General features: G+C 63.6%; 16 protein-coding genes and 1 pseudogene. 13 read left to right on the forward strand and 4 right to left on the reverse strand.

The window, feature by feature from the left end; translation table 11 throughout:
• Positions 1-20: 20 nt before the first annotated feature.
• The 12 genes and pseudogenes from nrdR to BLO80_RS24975 all read left to right on the forward strand — a co-directional run.
• Positions 21-485 (forward strand): transcriptional regulator NrdR, encoded by a 465-nt coding sequence (gene nrdR / locus BLO80_RS24915; RefSeq protein WP_013694316.1) that lies wholly within the window; start codon positions 21-23, stop codon positions 483-485.
• The gene (gene ribD, locus BLO80_RS24920) at positions 482-1,615 is read left to right on the forward strand and encodes a bifunctional diaminohydroxyphosphoribosylaminopyrimidine deaminase/5-amino-6-(5-phosphoribosylamino)uracil reductase RibD (protein WP_092332200.1); all 1,134 of its coding nucleotides are present in this window, start codon (positions 482-484) and stop codon (positions 1,613-1,615) included. The genes nrdR and ribD overlap by 4 nt, the downstream gene beginning before the upstream one ends.
• A 46-nt stretch (positions 1,616-1,661) precedes the next feature.
• Positions 1,662-2,324 carry a riboflavin synthase gene (locus tag BLO80_RS24925; protein WP_092204487.1) on the forward strand — a complete coding sequence of 221 codons (663 nt, stop codon included), beginning with the start codon at positions 1,662-1,664 and terminating at the stop codon, positions 2,322-2,324.
• 16 nt (positions 2,325-2,340) lie between these two features.
• On the forward strand, positions 2,341-3,432 hold the full coding sequence (ribBA, locus tag BLO80_RS24930; protein WP_092332197.1) for a bifunctional 3,4-dihydroxy-2-butanone-4-phosphate synthase/GTP cyclohydrolase II: 1,092 nt from the start codon (positions 2,341-2,343) through the stop codon (positions 3,430-3,432).
• A gap of 252 nt (positions 3,433-3,684) precedes the next feature.
• Positions 3,685-4,161, forward strand: coding sequence for a 6,7-dimethyl-8-ribityllumazine synthase (gene ribE / locus BLO80_RS24940; protein WP_003206025.1), 477 nt, complete (start codon positions 3,685-3,687; stop codon positions 4,159-4,161).
• On the forward strand, positions 4,158-4,658 hold the full coding sequence (nusB, locus tag BLO80_RS24945) for a transcription antitermination factor NusB (RefSeq protein ID WP_003185935.1): 501 nt from the start codon (positions 4,158-4,160) through the stop codon (positions 4,656-4,658). The genes ribE and nusB overlap by 4 nt, the downstream gene beginning before the upstream one ends.
• 175 nt (positions 4,659-4,833) lie before the next feature.
• Positions 4,834-5,799 (forward strand): thiamine-phosphate kinase, encoded by a 966-nt coding sequence (gene thiL / locus BLO80_RS24950; RefSeq protein WP_092332191.1) that lies wholly within the window; start codon positions 4,834-4,836, stop codon positions 5,797-5,799.
• Positions 5,796-6,299 (forward strand): phosphatidylglycerophosphatase A family protein, encoded by a 504-nt coding sequence (locus BLO80_RS24955; RefSeq protein ID WP_053125805.1) that lies wholly within the window; start codon positions 5,796-5,798, stop codon positions 6,297-6,299. The genes thiL and BLO80_RS24955 overlap by 4 nt, the downstream gene beginning before the upstream one ends.
• Before the next feature lie 11 nt (positions 6,300-6,310).
• Positions 6,311-7,069 (forward strand): substrate-binding periplasmic protein, encoded by a 759-nt coding sequence (locus BLO80_RS24960; protein ID WP_092332189.1) that lies wholly within the window; start codon positions 6,311-6,313, stop codon positions 7,067-7,069.
• A 109-nt stretch (positions 7,070-7,178) separates the two neighbouring features.
• The gene (gene ribA / locus BLO80_RS24965; protein WP_092204490.1) at positions 7,179-7,796 is read left to right on the forward strand and encodes a GTP cyclohydrolase II; all 618 of its coding nucleotides are present in this window, start codon (positions 7,179-7,181) and stop codon (positions 7,794-7,796) included.
• Positions 7,793-8,212, forward strand: a complete 420-nt coding sequence (locus BLO80_RS24970) for an MFS transporter (protein WP_092332186.1) — start codon at positions 7,793-7,795, stop codon at positions 8,210-8,212. Before ribA ends, BLO80_RS24970 begins: the two co-directional genes overlap by 4 nt.
• Positions 8,212-8,988, forward strand: a pseudogene (locus BLO80_RS24975) (cobalamin-binding protein); the annotation flags it as partial. The gene BLO80_RS24970 and the pseudogene BLO80_RS24975, both read left to right, overlap by 1 nt.
• A gap of 23 nt (positions 8,989-9,011) precedes the next feature.
• On the opposite strand, the gene BLO80_RS24980 reads toward BLO80_RS24975, so the two are convergent.
• The 4 genes from BLO80_RS24980 to BLO80_RS24995 all read right to left on the reverse strand — a co-directional run bounded on the left by BLO80_RS24980 (position 9,012) and on the right by BLO80_RS24995 (position 14,179).
• Positions 9,012-10,892 carry a TonB-dependent receptor domain-containing protein gene (locus BLO80_RS24980; protein WP_092332184.1) on the reverse strand — a complete coding sequence of 627 codons (1,881 nt, stop codon included), beginning with the start codon at positions 10,890-10,892 and terminating at the stop codon, positions 9,012-9,014.
• 146 nt (positions 10,893-11,038) lie between these two features.
• Positions 11,039-12,937 carry a 1-deoxy-D-xylulose-5-phosphate synthase gene (gene dxs, locus BLO80_RS24985; protein ID WP_092332181.1) on the reverse strand — a complete coding sequence of 633 codons (1,899 nt, stop codon included), beginning with the start codon at positions 12,935-12,937 and terminating at the stop codon, positions 11,039-11,041.
• Between the two features lie 115 nt (positions 12,938-13,052).
• Positions 13,053-13,940: a (2E,6E)-farnesyl diphosphate synthase gene (gene ispA / locus BLO80_RS24990; protein WP_092332179.1), complete on the reverse strand. Its 888-nt coding sequence runs from the start codon at positions 13,938-13,940 to the stop codon at positions 13,053-13,055.
• Positions 13,937-14,179, reverse strand: a complete 243-nt coding sequence (locus tag BLO80_RS24995; protein WP_003185917.1) for an exodeoxyribonuclease VII small subunit — start codon at positions 14,177-14,179, stop codon at positions 13,937-13,939. Before BLO80_RS24995 ends, ispA begins: the two co-directional genes overlap by 4 nt.
• Positions 14,180-14,670: 491 nt before the next feature.
• On the opposite strand from BLO80_RS24995, the gene BLO80_RS25005 reads away from it, so the two are divergent.
• A complete protein-coding gene (locus BLO80_RS25005) occupies positions 14,671-15,459 on the forward strand; it encodes a YfaP family protein (RefSeq protein WP_092332174.1) in 789 nt (262 codons plus the stop codon).
• Positions 15,460-15,489: the final 30 nt, after the last annotated feature.

A 15,489-nucleotide genomic window follows, 5' to 3' on the forward strand; every position in this document is an offset into this window, starting at 1 on the left:
TTTTTTTGTTGCCTGCCACCATGCACTGTCCCTTCTGCGGTGCCAACGACACCAAGGTCATCGACTCGCGACTGGTCGCCGAGGGCGAACAAGTCCGCCGCCGCCGCGAATGCCTGGCTTGCGGCGAGCGTTTCACGACGTTCGAGACCGCTGAACTGGTGTTGCCGCGCCTGATCAAAACCGACGGCAGCCGCCAGCCGTTCGATGAAGAAAAACTGCGCGCCGGCATGCAGCGCGCCCTGGAAAAACGCCCGGTGAGCGTCGAGCGCCTGGAAGCGGCGCTGGTGCACATCAAGCACAAGCTGCGGGCCACCGGCGAGCGGGAGGTCAAGTCCCTGGTGGTCGGAGAGCTGGTGATGGCCGAGCTGCAGAAGCTCGACGAAGTCGCCTACATCCGTTTCGCCTCGGTATACCGGCGCTTCCAGGACCTGAACGAGTTCCGTGAAGAAATCGACCGCCTGGCCCGCGAACCGGTGAAAGAATGACCGTCCCGGCGCAGCAGGCCGTCCTCGACGCCCACTACATGGCTCGTGCCCTGGAGTTGGCGCGGCGCGGTCACTACACCACCCACCCCAACCCCCGGGTCGGTTGCGTGATCGTGCGTGACGGGCAGATTGTCGGCGAAGGCTGGCACATCCGCGCTGGCGAGCCCCATGCCGAAGTCCATGCCCTGCGCGCCGCCGGGGACAAAGCCCGGGGCGCCACGGCCTACGTGACCCTCGAGCCTTGCAGTCATCACGGGCGTACCCCGCCTTGTGCCGATGCGCTGGTCAGTGCCGGCGTGGCGCGGGTGGTGGCAGCGATGCAGGACCCTAACCCGGCAGTCGCCGGGCGCGGCCTGCAACGCCTGGCCCAGGCCGGCATCGCCACCGAAAGCGGCGTGCTGGAAGGTGAGGCGCGCCAGCTCAATGAAGGTTTTCTCAAGCGCATGGAACAGGGCCTGCCGTTCGTGCGGGTCAAGCTCGCCATGAGCCTGGATGGCCGCACCGCCATGGAAAGCGGTGAAAGCCAGTGGATCACCGGCCCGGCCGCACGTTCGGCGGTGCAACGCCTGCGTGCCCAGGCCAGTGTGGTGCTGACCGGTGCCGATACGGTGCTGGCGGACAACGCCCGGCTGACCGTGCGCGCCGATGAACTGGGGCTGGATGCCGAGCAGACGGCGTTGGTCATGAGCCGTCCGCCGCTGCGGGTACTGGTGGACGGACGCCTGCGGGTGCCCCTGGATGCGGCGTTTTTCAAGGCCGGCCCGGCGCTGGTCGCTACCTGCATGGCGGTGGAAGAACAGTACGCCAACGGTCCCGAATGCATGATTGTGGCGGGCGATGACGGCCAGGTCGATCTGCGTCGGCTGCTGGTGGCGCTGGCTGCCCGGGATGTCAATGAAGTACTGGTGGAGGCCGGTCCGCGCCTGGCGGGGGCTTTCGCCCGACTGGGGCTGGTGGACGAGTTCCAGATCTTCATCGCTGGCAAGTTCCTCGGTTCTTCGGCGCGGCCACTGCTGGACTGGCCGCTGGCGCAGATGAAGGACGCTCCCCAGCTGAAAATCACCGAAATCCGCGCCGTGGGCGATGACTGGCGAGTCATCGCCATTCCCGTCCCACCGGCCAGCGTATAATTCCCGGCTTTCGCTCACGCGGCGGCCCGTTCTCGAGGAGGACTCCATGTTTACCGGCATCATCGAATCCATCGGCAGCATCCGTGCACTCACCCCCAAGGGCGGCGATGTGCGGGTCCATGTCGAAACCGGCAAGCTCGATCTGAGCGACGTCAAGCTGGGCGACAGCATCGCGGTAAACGGCGTTTGCCTGACCGCCGTTGAGCTGCCAGGCAATGGCTTCCTGGCGGACGTCAGCCGCGAAACCCTCGACTGCACGGCCATGAACGACCTCAAGAGCGGTAGCCCGGTCAACCTGGAAAAAGCCCTGACCCCCACCACTCGCCTGGGCGGGCACTTGGTCAGCGGCCACGTGGACGGCGTCGGTGAAGTGGTCTCGCGCACCGATAATGCCCGGGCCGTGGAGTTTCGCATCCGCGCCCCGAAGGAACTGGCCAAGTACATCGCCCATAAAGGCTCGATCACCGTCGACGGCACCAGCCTGACGGTCAACGCGGTGGATGGCGCCGAATTCCTGCTGACGATCATTCCCCACACGTTGAGCGAGACCATCATGGCTTCGTACCGGCCAGGTCGCCGGGTCAACCTGGAAGTCGACTTGTTGGCCCGTTACCTGGAACGCCTGCTGTTGGGTGACAAGGCCGCAGAGCCTGCTGCGGGTAACATCACCGAAAGTTTTCTGGCCGCCAACGGCTACCTCAAATCCTGACCCAAGGGGGTGCCGTGTGGCGCTCAATAGCATCGAAGAACTGGTAGAAGACATCCGCCAAGGCAAGATGGTCATCCTCATGGATGACGAAGACCGCGAGAACGAAGGCGACCTGATCATGGCCGCCGAGTGCTGCAAGGCCGAACACATCAACTTCATGGCCAAGCACGCCCGTGGCCTGATCTGCATGCCGATGACCCGCGAGCGCTGCGAACTGCTCAAGCTGCCGCTGATGGCGCCACGCAACGGCTCGGGCTTCGGCACCAAGTTCACCGTGTCCATCGAGGCCGCCGAAGGCGTGACCACCGGGATCTCCGCCGCTGATCGCGCGCGCACTGTACAGGCTGCCGCCGCCCGGGACGCCAAGGCCGAAGACATCGTCAGCCCCGGCCACATCTTTCCGCTGATGGCCCAGGCCGGTGGCACCCTGGCCCGCGCCGGCCACACCGAAGCGGCATGCGACCTGGCGCGCATGGCCGGCTTCGAACCCAGCGGCGTGATCTGCGAAGTGATGAACGACGACGGCACCATGTCCCGCCGCGCGGAACTGGAAGCCTTCGCCGCCGAACACAACATCAAGATCGGCACCATCGCCGACCTGATCCACTACCGGATGATCCACGAACGTACCGTTCAGCGGATTGCCGAGCAGCCGCTGGACAGCGAACTGGGCCAGTTCAACCTGGTGACCTACCGCGACTCGGTGGAAGGCGACGTGCACATGGCGCTGACCCTGGGCACCGTATGCGCCGAAGAGCCGACCCTGGTGCGCGTGCACAACATGGACCCGCTGCGCGATTTGCTGATGGTCAAGCAACCCGGCCGCTGGAGCCTGCGGGCCGCCATGGCCGCGGTGGCCGAGGCCGGCAGCGGCGTGGTGTTGCTGCTCGGCCACCCGCTCGATGGCGACGTGCTGCTGGCGCACATTCGCGAAACCGCGGATCAAACCGCAGTGAAAAAACCGACCACCTACAGCATCGTCGGTGCCGGTTCGCAGATCCTTCGTGACCTGGGCGTGCGTAAAATGCGCCTGATGAGCGCACCGATGAAATTTAATGCGATATCCGGTTTCGATCTGGAAGTTGTAGAATACGTGCCCTCCGAATAATGGCCCGGAGATTCCGGCATTGTTGTTCACTTGAGTAAGGCTGGTTGGATTCATTGTGGCGAGGGAGCTTGCTCCCGCTTGGGTGCGCAGCACCCACAACAGGGGCCGCTTCGCAGCCCAGCGGGAGCAAGCTCCCTCGCCACAAAAGCTTGAAATGAACAGCATGGCGGGATTTCCGATGCAGTATTCGTGGCTAATATCACTGAAGGAGCGCGTATAGAACGCGCTCTGGCTCTTTAAGAGATCTGACGAATGACCCTGAAGACCATCGAAGGTACCTTCATCGCCCCTAAAGGCCGCTACGCTCTGGTAGTGGGCCGTTTCAACAGTTTCGTGGTCGAGAGCCTGGTTGGCGGTGCGGTCGATGCCCTGGTTCGCCATGGCGTGAGCGAAAGCGACATCACCATCATCCGTGCCCCTGGCGCCTTCGAAATTCCGCTGGTTGCGCAGAAAGTCGCTCAAAAGGGCGAATATGCGGCGATCATCGCCCTGGGCGCGGTCATTCGTGGCGGTACGCCGCACTTCGAATACGTGGCTGGCGAATGCACCAAGGGCCTGGCCCAGGTGTCCATGGAGTTCGGCGTGCCGGTCGCTTTTGGCGTACTGACCGTTGATTCCATCGAACAAGCCATCGAACGTTCCGGCACCAAGGCCGGTAACAAAGGTGCCGAAGCTGCCCTGTCCGCACTGGAAATGGTCAGCCTGCTGGCGCAGTTGGAGGCCAAGTGATTAGCGACGAAAGCGATCGTTTCAACCCGCGCGATCCAAAGCCTGCGGACGCCGGCAAGCCATCGAAAAGCGTCAAGCGTCGCGAAGCCCGTCAGCTCGCGACCCAGGCGCTGTATCAATGGCACATGGCCAAGCAATCGCTGAACGAGATCGAAGCGCAGTTTCGGGTCGATAACGATTTCAGTGATGTCGACGGTGCTTATTTCCGCGAGATCCTGCACGGGGTCCCGCAGTTCAAGACCGAAATCGACACCGCCCTCACGCCTTGCCTGGACTTGACCATCGAAGAGCTGGATCCGGTTGAACTGGCGGTTCTGCGCCTGTCCACCTGGGAACTGCTCAAGCGCGTCGACGTACCGTACCGCGTGGTGATCAACGAAGGGATCGAACTGGCGAAAGTCTTCGGTTCCACCGATGGCCACAAGTTCGTCAACGGTGTGCTCGACAAGCTCGCCCCGCGCCTGCGTGAAGCTGAAGTGAAGGCGTTCAAGCGCTGATTGGCGCTTGAACGTGTCCTGTCTCGCCAATGCGTTCATTTTTTGTCGAGTGGCTGTTGGTGCCAGACAAGGCGCCGCGACGAGTCATAGCCCGCTATGGCGAGGAGCGGCAACGCGGTATGGCGCCAATAGACGCCGACAAAATATGAACAGCATTGGTGAGACAGGACACTTAATGGGTGAGTTTGAGCTGATCCGTAACTACTTCGCCGCCGCGCCTTGCGCGCAGGGCGGCGAGGGCGTTGCGCTGGGGATCGGCGACGACTGCGCCTTGCTGGCGGCTCCTCCCGGGGAACAGCTGGCGGTCTCCACCGACACGCTCGTGGCCGGTGTGCATTTTCCAGACCCTTGCGACCCATTCCTGCTCGGCCAGCGCTCGCTGGCCGTGGCGGTCAGCGACCTGGCTGCCATGGGCGCCAAGCCCTTGGCCTTTACCCTGGCCCTGACCTTGCCGACGGTGACCGCCGATTGGCTGCAAGCCTATGCCCGCGGTTTGAACCAGATGGCCCAGGCCTGTGGCGTGGCGCTGGTGGGAGGGGACACCACGCGTGGGCCGTTGAGCCTGACCATGACCGTGTTCGGCCACGTGCCGTCCGGCCAGGCCCTGACCCGCAGCGGCGCGCAGCCCGGCGACCTGCTGTGTGTCGGCGGCGAACTGGGCAATGCCGCCGGCGCCTTGCCATTGGTGCTCGGCCAGCGTCGCGCCGAGCCTGGGATTGCCGAGCCACTGCTGGCTCATTATTGGTCGCCCCGACCGCAGATCGACTTGGGCCTGGTGTTGCGGGGAAAGGCCAGCGCGGCGATGGATATTTCCGATGGCTTGCTGGCCGATTGCGGGCATATCGCCCTGGCGTCCGGGGTAGCCTTGCAGGTTGAACGGGACCGACTGCCGCTGTCCAACGCTCTGGTGGCGTTTCTTGGCGGGGCCGATGCCGCGCAGGCCGCCCTGAGTGGCGGTGACGATTACGTGCTGCTGTTCGCCCTGCCGCCGAGCCGATTGTCGGCGTTGCAGGCCGAAGGCTGGCCGATCCATGTGATCGGCAGCGTGCTGGCCGGGCAAGGCGTCACGCTGGTCGACAGCGACGGGCATGACATCACCCCGCATGTACGGGGCTATCAACATTTTCGGGAGACACCGTGACAGATCATCCCAACCAGGTCCCGGCAGAGTTCGTTCCGCCTTCGGTCTGGCGCAATCCCTGGCATTTCCTGGCATTTGGCTTTGGTTCAGGCACTTTACCTAAAGCGCCGGGCACTTGGGGCTCGCTGGTTGCGCTACCCTTCATTCCGTTGTGGCAGATGTTGCCGGACTGGGGCTACTGGTTGATGCTCGGCATCACCATGCTGTTTGGCTTCTGGCTGTGTGGCAAGGTGGCGGACGACCTGCGGGTGCACGACCATGAAGGCATCGTCTGGGACGAAATGGTCGGCATGTGGATCACCTTGTGGCTGGTGCCGGAAGGCTGGTATTGGTTGTTGACGGGATTTCTGGTGTTCCGTTTCTTCGATATCCTCAAGCCGTGGCCGATCCGCTGGATCGACCGACATGTGCACGGAGGTGTCGGGATCATGCTCGACGATGTATTGGCCGGGGTTTTCGCCTGGCTGGCAATGCAAGGATTGGTGTGGTGTTTCACCTGAAGGAGCCAGGCATGGGCGTAAGCCGCGCACTACTGCTGATGCTGTGTCTAGGAGCCTGTGCGGGTGTGAGGGTGGCCGAGTCGGCACCGCTGCCTGACAAGGTCCGCGCGGCCAGCGAGGAGTGGGCCGATTACACCCAGGCCGATGGCCAGGGCATGGGCTGGGACATCTTGCGCGCGGTGTTCGAACCTGAAGGCGTCAAGCTGGAAATCCGTAGCGTGCCCTACACCCGTTCGATCGGGCTGGTGCAGCGCGGCGAGGTCGACGTGCAGGTCGGCGCCTACCGGGATGAATCCGAAGGCGTGCTTTACCCGAAGTGGCACTACGACGTCGATCACATCTATGCCTTGGGGTTGGCCTCCAAGCCGACGCCCACCCTGGCGACGATTGGCAACTATCGGCTGGTATGGATGCGCGGGTACGAATACAACAACTACCTGCCCAACATCCGGCGTTTCAATGAGATCCACCGGGCGGTGGGTATCTTGCCGATGCTGATCCATGAGCGAGCGGATTTTTACATCGATGCGTCGATGGAAATCGAAGAAGTGCTCGCCAAGGCCGATAACCCGAAGCAGTTCAAACTCTCGCCCCTGATCAACTTGCCCCTCTACCTGGGCTTTGCCAACACCGCCAACGGACGGGCACTGAGCGAGCTGTTCGACCGGCGGATGGAAGTGCTGGTGAAAACCGGCCAGCTCAAGCCGATTTTCGAACATTGGAAGCAACCCTATCCTTTCGACGAGAATGGCAAGCCACCGAAGCCGTAATCAAACTTTTCGATGGTTATGGCCGACAATTCAGCCTAAGCGTCGGTCGGGACGTGCTGTTACAATGCCCGCCTCTGCGAAACTCCAGTACTAGATCAGGAGCACACCGGTGCCTGTCGTTTTTGTTGCCGCTTCCAAGCTGCCAACGCCCTTTGCGCAATTCACCATGCATGGTTTTCTCGATGAAGCCACCGGCCGCGAGCATGTCGTGCTCAGCCTGGGTGATTTCGCCGACGGTTCTGCGGTGCTGGGCCGCCTGCATTCCGAATGCCTGACTGGCGACGCCCTGTTCAGCCAGCGCTGTGATTGCGGCTCGCAACTCGAGGCCGCGCTGCAGGCCATCGCCCGCGAAGGCCGTGGCGTGTTGCTGTACCTGCGCCAGGAAGGCCGTGGCATCGGCCTGTTGAACAAGATCCGCGCCTATGAACTGCAAGATGGCGGCGCCGATACCGTGGAAGCCAACGAACGCCTGGGCTTTGCCGCCGACCTGCGCGACTACAGCATCTGCCTGCCGATGCTGGAGCATCTGGGCGTGAAGTCGCTGCGCTTGATGACCAACAACCCACGCAAGGTCAAGGCGCTGACCGACATGGGCATCGTGGTGGCCGAGCGTGTGCCACTGCACACCGGTCATAATCCCCACAACAAACTCTATTTGGCAACCAAGGCCAGCAAGCTCGACCACATGATGGGCAACGAGCACCAAGGCGAGGTTGACCGGGCGTGACGCGCGGTCAGGTTCGGCGGCGGCTGTCGATCAGTTGGTGGAAATACCTGGCCCTGGCCTTGCTGCCACTGTTCGTGATCAATGCGGTATTCGGCCAGGGCGAAGCGATTCTGCCGGTGCTGGCGATGCCGTTGTTCATTGCCGGCCTGGCGTCGATGTTTGTCAGCTTGCGATTCTTCGGGCCGTATAAACAGGCCCTGGTCGCCACCCAGAAAGCCCTCGACACACCCGAAGAGCCCCAGGCCTGGATCGACCTGGCGGCCCGTCGTCGCGCCGCCTTCCTGGTGGCCGGGCTGCCGGCCTGGATCGGCGCCCTGGCGGTGTTCGTGGGCCTGGAAGCCGTGCCGTTGATGCTGCTGGCCTTGTCGACCGCCGTGTTGTTCTACCTGTACCGCATCCCGCGTCAACTCGGCTGATGAGCCGCTGGCTGGCGGTCTTGCTGCTGGCCGTCAGCGCCTCGACGATGGCCGCCTCGCGGGTCGTCAGCCTGGCGCCGTCGCTGTCGGAAATCGTCGTTGAACTGGGCTCCGCCGACCTGTTGGTGGGCGTGCTGGATGGCGGGGATCGCCCGCCGGCGCTCAGGGACGTGCCCTCGGTAGGCCGTTACGGGCAACTGGACATGGAGCGCTTGCTCAGCCTCAAGCCCGATCTGCTCCTGCTCTGGCCTGGCAGTGTCGGCCCGGCCCAGCGCGAGCAGCTCAAGGGCCTGGGCATCCCCATCCATGTCGCCGAGCCCCGCAGCCTCGACCAACTCATCACGCAAATCGAAGCCATCGCCCAGCAGCTCGGCCGCCCGGAGCGGGGCGTGCAACGGGCGGCGCAGTTGCGCGTGCGTCTCGAGGCGCTACGCCAGCGCTATCGACGGGACCCGCCGTTGCCGGTGTTCTACCAGGTCTGGGATCGACCGCTGTACACCGTTGGTGGTGGGCAAATCATCAGTGATGCGCTGAGCGTGTGCGGTGCCCACAACGTTTTTGCCGACCTGAACGTGCCGGCGCCGCAGGTGAGTGTGGAGGCGGTGCTGCAACGTAGTCCGCAAGTCATCCTGGCCACGGAACAGACGCAGCTCGATGCCTGGAAAACCTGGCCGGTGGCGCAGGAGCGGTTGTTGTTGGTCAATGACAAAGGCCTGGAACGGCCCAGTGGGCAGATGATCGAGGCGACGGCGCGGCTATGTGAGTTGATTGCGCCAGGCCAGACACCACAGTTCCTGGATCAGAATTCCGGGGTCCAAGTCACCCCAAACAACCACGCCCGACCTTCCTCCCGATACCCATACTGCCCTCCATCATGGCTATACAGCGCCCGGCTGTAACCCTTGTCCAGCAGGTTATCCACCTTCATCTCCAGCTTCACCTCCCGGGTCAGCGTCCAACTGCCACGCAACCCGAGCAGGGCATAGCCGCCCAGGGCGTTGCGGTTGTCTTCATCGTCGTAGCTGCCGCTCACCGCTTGCCAGGTGGCGCCCAGGCCGAGGCGGTCGAATTGCCGGTCCAGGTCCAGGCTCAAGGTCCGTCGGGCGCGGCGGGCCAGGGTGTGACCGCTGTCGCGGTCGCGCGGGTCGATGATGGCCAGGGCCAGATTGCCCTGCCAGCCGAAGACATCCTGCAGATAGGCCATTTCAAAGCCGTTGATCCGCGCCGAGGCGACGTTCTGCGGGCGTGAGTCGCGGCCAAAAATGATCGCGTCTTCCAGGTCGGTGCGGTACAGCGAGGTTTCCAGGCGGGCGCTGTCGCTCAGTTGGCTGCGCCATTGCAGCTCGTAGCTCTTGGCCGTCTCGGGCTTCAGGTCGGGGTTGCTGAAGTCCGGGTAGTACAGGTCGTTGAAGGTCGGTGCGCGGAAGCTCTCGCTGTAGGTCAGCAACAGGTCGTTGTGCGGATTGACCGGCACGGTGAGGGTGCCGCTCCAACTGTTCTGGCCGCCAAACTGTTGGTTCTGGTCGCGACGCAGGCCCAGTTCCGTCGAAAACGTTTCGGCCTGGAAGCGGTGCTGGATAAACGCTGCGCGGTTCCAGCGGCTGTCTTCGTCGAACGGCGTGCTGCTGTTGACCCGGTCCTGATACCAATCGCCGCCGACGATCAGGCTGTTGCGCTCGTCCAGCGTCACATCGTTCTGCCAGGTCACCGAATCGCGGTAGGTGTTGAAGACTTCGCGGACATCGCTGAGCTTGTCGAAGGTTTTTTCGCGGTTCTCGCTGTGGCCCAGTTCCAGGCGGGATTTCCAGGTGTCGTTGATGCGCCCGTCCACATAGGTGCTGAAGCTGCTCACCGCGAACTCGCTGTAGGGTTGCTGGGGCAGGGACTCGAAAGTGTTCGGGTCGAAGCGGCCGAACGGGTTGTCGTATTCGCTTTTGCCGCGGTTATCCAGCAGGTTCAGGCCAACTTCCAGGTCATCGCTGGCTGCATGGCTCAGGCTCAGGCTGAAGGACTGGTTGCGGTTGGCATCGTCGTCGCGGTCGCTGGCGTAGGACTCGTGGGTCCGGTTGCTACCAGCGCTGTCGTCGAGGCTGGCGCCGAGGTTGAAACGGGTCTGCTCGTCGCCGCCGGACAGGCCCAGGCTGCGCTCCCAGGTCTGGTGGCTGCCGACCCCCATATGCAGGCGCGGTTGCAGGCCCTGGGTGTTGCCGCGACGGGTGAAAATCTGGATCACCCCGCCCACCGCGTCGGCGCCGTAGATCACCGAACGCGAACCGCGCAGCACTTCCACGCGCTCGATCTGGTTAATGTTCAGGCGTTGCAGGTTGCTGTCGCCGGAGGTGGCGTTGCCGATGCGCTGGCCGTCCACCAGCACCAGGCTTTGGGCCGATTTGGTCCCGCGAATGTAAATCCCCGGCAGGCTGCCGCGCCCACCCAGCGGCGCCACTTGCACCCCCGGCACGCGGCTGAGCAAGTCCGTGACACTGGCCGGTTGCAAGCGCTCGATGTCGTCGCGGGTGAACACGGTGTTGGCGGCACTGCTGTCGTTGCGGGCCTCGACCTGGCGGTTGGCGCTGATCACGATGTCGGGCAGCTTCAAGGCCTGGTCGCGTTCGAAGGCGTCGGCCAGCAGTTCCGGGGTTGGCAGTAGGGAAAGTGTGAGGATGAGGCGCAGTTTCATGGGTGTTCCGATCATGTGTGCTTCACACAAGCCAATGTGGGAGCGGGCTTGCTCGCGAAAGCGGTGTGTCAGTCGAATTCGATATTGACTGATACACCGCTTTCGCGAGCAAGCCCGCTCCCACAGGGAGTTTGTGTTGGCTGAACTTACAGGCCCAACAGCTGCAACCGCTGACGCACCGCCGCTTCGATCCCCGCTTCGTCCAGCCCGCATTCGGCGAGCATCTGCGCCGGCTTGGCGTGTTCGACGTAACTGTCCGGCAGGCCCAGGTGCAGCACCGACTTGAGGATGTTCTCCCGGGCCAGGAACTCGCTGACCGCCGCGCCGGCACCGCCCATGATGGCGTTTTCCTCGATGGTCACCAGCAGCTCATGGCTGCCGGCCATCTCGCGCACCAGGGCTTCGTCCAGGGGTTTGACGAAACGCATGTCCACCACGGTAGCGTCCAAGGTGTCGGCGACTTTCAAGGCCTCGGCCAGTTGCACGCCGAACACCAGCAGGGCGGTTTGCTTGCCCTGGCGGCGGATCACGCCCTTGCCGATCTCGATGGGTTCGAGGTCGGTCGAGAGGGTCGCGTTCGGGCCGGTGCCACGAGGGTAGCGCACCGCCGCCGGGCCATTGAACAGGTGGCCGGTGGTGAGCATCTTGCGCAGCTCGTTTTCATCGCTCGGGGTCATCACCAGCATGCCGGGGATGCAGCGCAGGAACGACAGGTCGAAGCTGCCGGCGTGGGTCGGGCCGTCTTCGCCCACCAGGCCGGCGCGGTCGATGGCGAACAGCACGTCGAGGTTCTGCACCGCCACGTCATGGATCAACTGGTCGTAGGCCCGTTGCAGGAAGGTCGAATAGATCGCCACCACCGGCTTGGCGCCTTCACAGGCCATGCCGGCGGCGAGGGTCACGGCGTGCTGCTCGGCAATCGCCACGTCGAAATAACGCTGCGGGTAGCGTTCGCTGAACGCCACCAGGTCCGAGCCTTCCTTCATCGCCGGGGTAATGCCCACCAGGCGTGGATCGGCGGCGGCCATGTCGCACAGCCATTGGCCGAAAACGCTGGAATATTTCGGCCCACTGGGCTTTTTCGGCGCGGCGGCCGGGGCATCCAGGGGTTCGAGCTTGGTGATGGCGTGGTAGCCGATCGGGTCGACTTCCGCCGGGGCGAAGCCTTTGCCTTTCTTGGTGACCACGTGCAGGAACTGCGGCCCCTTGAGGTCGCGCATGTTGCGCAGGGTGGCGATCAGGGTCGGCAGGTCGTGGCCGTCGATGGGGCCGATGTAGTTCCAGCCCAGTTCTTCGAACAGCGTGCCGGGCACCAGCATGCCCTTGGCATACTCTTCGGTGCGGCGGGCGATTTCCCAGGCACCGGGCAGGCGCGACAACACCTTCTTGCTGCCTTCGCGCATGCTGGCGTAGGTGCGGCTGGAGAGGATCTTCGCCAGGTAGTTGGACAACCCGCCGACATTGCGCGAGATCGACATGTCGTTGTCGTTGAGGATCACCAGCATGTTGGCGTTGACTTCCGGCGCATGGTTCAGCGCCTCGAAGGCCATGCCCGCGGTCAGTGCGCCGTCGCCGATCACGGCAATGGCCTTGCGCTCGCTGTTTTGCAGGCGGGCGGCAATCGCCATGCCCAGGGCGGCGCTGATGGACGTGCTGGAATGGCCGACGCCAAAGGTGTCGTACTCACTCTCGGAGCGACGTGGGAAGGCGGCGATGCCATCCTTCTGGCGCAGCGTGCCCATGCGCTCGCGACGACCGGTGAGGATCTTGTGCGGGTAGGCCTGGTGTCCGACGTCCCACACCAGCCGGTCGTCCGGGGTGTCGAACACGTAGTGCAGCGCGATCGTCAGCTCGATGACGCCCAGGCCGGCACCGAAGTGCCCACCGGTCTGGCCGACTGTGTAGAGCAGTTCCAGGCGCAACTCATCGGCCAGGGTTTCCAGCTCGGCTTCACCCAGGCGACGCAGGCCGTCCGGCGTGTTGGCGCGGTCCAGCAGGGGCGTGGTCGGGCGCTTGCGGGGAATCTCTTGAAACGTCGTGGGCATCAGGCGAATCGTTATAGGTATAGAAAGAGGCGGCAGTTTACCTTATGCATCGCAAGCTGCCCACGCGTAGGCCGGAACTTGGCCGATACGCACTTATGAATGGGTTGACCCTGTATCAGCTGCGTCGTTCGACGATATATCGCGCCAAGTCGCGCAACGGCTCGGCCGCCGCGTCAAAGGGTCGCAGCGCGGCCAAGGCCTGGTCGCGCAACTCCAGGGCGTAGACCTTGGCCGCATCGAGGCCGAGCAGGGCCGGGTAGGTCGGCTTGTCCCGGGCGATATCGGCGCCCTGGCGTTTGCCGAGGGTCTGGGTATCGCTTTCAACGTCGAGGATGTCGTCCTGCACCTGGAACGCCAGGCCGATGGCCCGGGCGTAGGTCTGCAAGGCTTGCAACTGCTCGGGGGTGGACCGACCGCTGGCCAGCGCGCCGAGGCGCACGCTCGCCTCGATCAGCGCGCCGGTCTTGTGCCGATGCATGTATTCCAGGGCGTTCTGGTCCAGCTTCAGGCCAACCGAACCCAAGTCGATGGCCTGGCCGCCGACCATTCCGGCGGGGCCCGCCGCCAACGCCAGGGCGCTGACCATCTCCAGGCGAATCTGCGCCGGGCAGTCGCTCAGGGCCGGGTCCAGCAGGGCGCTGAACGCCAGGCTCTGCAAACCGTCGCCGGCCAGGATCGCGCAGGCTTCGTCGAATTGCTTGTGGGTGGTCGGCTGGCCGCGGCGCAGGTCATCATCGTCCATGGCTGGCAAGTCGTCGTGCACCAGCGAATACGCGTGGATCAGCTCCACCGCGCAGGCCGCGCCGTTGGCCTGTTCAGCCTGGCCGCCCAAGGCTTCGCACGCGGCATAGGCCAACAGCGGCCGCACACGCTTGCCGCCGTTCATCACGCTGTAGCGCATGGCTTCGTACAGGCGCGCCAGTTCCGGGCTCGGGGCGCTGAACAACGTATCCAGTGCAGCATTGACCCGGGCCTGGCTGCTGGCCTGATAGGCACCGATCATTCAGGTTGTTCCGCGTCGAAAGGCTCTTCGGTCAGCTCACCGTCGCGCTCGAGCAGCAATTGCACCTTCTGCTCGGCCTGGGCCAGCGCCGCCTGGCAGTCGCGAGTCAAGCCGATACCCTGCTCGAAGGCGGTCAGCGAGTCTTCCAGCGACAATTCGCCGTTCTCCAGCCGTTCCACCAGCGTTTGCAGGTCGGCCAGAGATTGTTCGAAATCCAGTGCAGCTTTTTTGCGGGCCATGGCGGCTATTCCGGTTGACTGTTAAACCGGCGCGACACTAGCAGACATGGGGTTTTGGGGCAAATCAGGGCAGGGGGATCGAAGCGGGACAGCGGGCGTGCACCGACCTGCTTTTGTGGCGAGGGAGCTTGCTCCCGCTCGACTGCGCAGCAGTCGCAATCCGGTTCAAGCCTGGCAGGTTGGGGGTGCTTCGCAGCCCAGCGGGAGCAAGCGCCCTCGCCACGGGTTTGCCTCCGAAATAAACGTCAGTTTTCGTATTCGGCTCACTCATTTGGTGAGCCGAATAGCGGCTCTATTCGGCTCACGCACCTCTCAGTACGTGATTTCCCACACAGAATCGAGTGTTCCCCGATTGTGGAAAATCCGCCGAATAGCTACTCTTCGCGCCATCTACGGCCCCTTGTAGCGGGGCCTCCAGACGAAACCCGAATAATGACAAACAGCGCCCGGGGAAGGGCGTCGGGTTGCGTCGTGCATGGCAGGAGGCATACGTGCGTTTTCTTTCTTTATTGATCGTGTTGCTCGGTGCGCCGTTGGCGTGGGCAGAGCCTTCGGCCGAGTTGTCGGAACCGGTCGGGGGCTGGCGCTACAGTGGCCTGCTTGATCGCACGGAAAACCCCCAGGTCGCTTATCCCACCCCGCCCATCGACCGGGGCGTGCAGCGCAACCGCACGATGATCGAGGGCCGGATCAAGGACATGGGTACGGCTCGCCAGCCCCATAGCCTGGCAGTCAACGGCAATCCACTGAATCTCTATACCGACGACCAGGGGCGTTTCGCCCGCCCGTATGCGTTCGGCGCCGGTTCCAACAGCGTCGAGGTGCGCAGTTCCGAAGGCCGCTCCCTCAAGCGCGTGCAATTCTATGAAGCCAACAACCTGCGCACCCCGGCACAGATCCGCGTGGTGCTGGGCTGGGACGACCCCCAGGCTGAACTTGATCTGCATATCGTCACACCCGACGGCCAACATGCGTTCTTCGGCCAGCCGGCGCTGAGCAACGGCGGCGGTCTCGATCCGGATGGCGTCGACGGCCCCGGCCCTGAAATGTTCACCATGACCGCGCCGATGCACGGCACCTACCTGGTCTACGTGAACTATTGGGGCAACTACGGCAGCGGCGGCTACAACTTTGATGAGGCCAGCAACCAGAACGAGGTGATCACCTCGCAGATCAACCTGGTGCTCAACGAAAACACCGTCGATGAAAAACGCGAGACCTTTGTCGTGCCCCTGCGCGCCATTGGCGATCTGTTGCTGGTCAAGACTTTCAACTACTAAGTATCCGCTCCACGGATGAACAGGCCCTTG

The sequence above is a fragment of the Pseudomonas sp. NFACC56-3 genome (genome assembly GCF_900100025.1).
Classification (GTDB): domain Bacteria; phylum Pseudomonadota; class Gammaproteobacteria; order Pseudomonadales; family Pseudomonadaceae; genus Aquipseudomonas; species Aquipseudomonas fluorescens_AA.

Bases quoted from the DNA above. Each gene is read 5' to 3' on its own strand.
- nrdR (WP_013694316.1), top strand. From the start codon at position 21: ATGCACTGTCCCTTCTGCGGTGCCAACGACACCAAGGTCATCGACTCG.
- ribD (WP_092332200.1), top strand. From the start codon at position 482: ATGACCGTCCCGGCGCAGCAGGCCGTCCTCGACGCCCACTACATGGCT.
- BLO80_RS24925 (WP_092204487.1), top strand. From the start codon at position 1,662: ATGTTTACCGGCATCATCGAATCCATCGGCAGCATCCGTGCACTCACC.
- ribE (WP_003206025.1), top strand. From the start codon at position 3,685: ATGACCCTGAAGACCATCGAAGGTACCTTCATCGCCCCTAAAGGCCGC.
- thiL (WP_092332191.1), top strand. From the start codon at position 4,834: ATGGGTGAGTTTGAGCTGATCCGTAACTACTTCGCCGCCGCGCCTTGC.
- BLO80_RS24960 (WP_092332189.1), top strand. From the start codon at position 6,311: ATGGGCGTAAGCCGCGCACTACTGCTGATGCTGTGTCTAGGAGCCTGT.
- BLO80_RS24980 (WP_092332184.1), bottom strand. From the start codon at position 10,892: ATGAAACTGCGCCTCATCCTCACACTTTCCCTACTGCCAACCCCGGAA.
- dxs (WP_092332181.1), bottom strand. From the start codon at position 12,937: ATGCCCACGACGTTTCAAGAGATTCCCCGCAAGCGCCCGACCACGCCC.
- ispA (WP_092332179.1), bottom strand. From the start codon at position 13,940: ATGATCGGTGCCTATCAGGCCAGCAGCCAGGCCCGGGTCAATGCTGCA.
- BLO80_RS24995 (WP_003185917.1), bottom strand. From the start codon at position 14,179: ATGGCCCGCAAAAAAGCTGCACTGGATTTCGAACAATCTCTGGCCGAC.